Source organism: Candidatus Magnetobacterium casense (genome assembly GCF_019173545.1).
GTDB lineage: Bacteria > Nitrospirota > Thermodesulfovibrionia > Thermodesulfovibrionales > Magnetobacteriaceae > Magnetobacterium > Magnetobacterium cryptolimnobacter.
Genome location: NZ_JABXWD010000699.1, coordinates 1 through 1,290, shown reverse-complemented (window position 1 = coordinate 1,290; position 1,290 = coordinate 1). Strand labels below are relative to the sequence as shown.

Sequence of the window (1,290 nt, the reverse complement as noted above, 5' to 3'; positions counted from 1 at the left end):
GTGATCGTGAAACTCAGGGGGTTGCTTAAGAGATTGGGCAACAAGGAGGGGTTAGCGATTCTAAAGTCGGATGATGCGTATGAGGAAAAGATAGAAGCCCTCTTTCGCACTGTCTTTAAAGACAGCCTTCCTACAATAATCTACTTTGATGACTTTGAACAGAACCTTGATCGTCAGGGCAATAGTTATTACCTGAAGGCTGATGCCATTACTATCATTCGACCCTTTCTTGAGGCAGTTGACTGGGCTGAGGGCAACAGCAACGTCGTTATATCGAGCCGGTATCCATTCATCCTTGAGCATGAGGGTGAAAACCTGCCAGATAAGAAACTCTTTGACATTGCACTCATGTCTTTTTATGGCGCCGACTTAGCCAAGAAAAAACGAGAGCTTGAATTCATTGCAAAGAGCAAGCACGCTGCGTTGTATATCGAATACGGCGGCGGCAATCCCCGACTGCTGGAGTGGTTAAACGTTATCGCCAAAGATGAGAAAAAGTACGACCTGACTGATCTTGAGATGAAGCTGCGGGGCAAGCAGGATGAGTTCATCCACGATTATCTTGCGGATGTGATCGCTGCAACAGAGGGGGAGGATTTCCACAAGTTCATTCAACGAGCGGCTGTGTACAGGGAGCCTGTTGGTGCGACTGCCTTTGATAGCTCTGGCGGTGATCAGTTTTTAGACACCGGCGTTGACCTGACGTTGATTGAGCGTGAAGTGCGAGCCGCACTGGCAATAAAAGAGGTCTCCAGGGATGAGTTTGTGTACTGGGTAACGCCCGTCATTGCCGATAGCATGTGGGGCAAGTTGACGGCTGCGGAACGCCTTGAGATGCACGGGCGGGCGTATCAGTGGTATGACGGTTGGATTGCAAAAGCCACGGAGCCCAATTACAAGTACATGGAGGAGGCCGTTCGTCACGCCCTTGAGGTGGATAACATCCGTGGTGCGTGTCCTCATGCGAGTGCGTTGGGGCGATACTTTGACCAGATTGTCTTATATCGGCAGGGTCGGGCGATTATGGAACAGGTTGCCGTAAAGGTCTCAGATGCGATGGTGGATGAGGCCAAGACAACAAAGGATGCAACGGTCGCTGATTTTCTTCATGAGTACGCTTATTCATTGTTACGGTTTGGTGACTTAAAAAAAGCGATAGAGTATTTTGAAAAATCCCTTGCTCTATACTTTTGCACTTTTTTATTAACTGGCTTTTTATGCGGTTTTTGAAAATGGATTCCCGTTTTCACGGGAATGACAAGAAATGGTATTTTGCGCCCATCTGTGTCA

Annotated in this window: 1 protein-coding gene; it reads left to right on the top strand. The window is 48.1% G+C overall.

The genetic code is table 11. From position 1 onward, the window contains the following. Positions 1–1,230: hypothetical protein (locus HWQ67_RS18850; RefSeq protein WP_218254236.1), on the top strand; the 1,230-nt coding region annotated here is incomplete at its 5' end. Between the last annotated feature and the right edge of the window lie 60 nt (positions 1,231–1,290).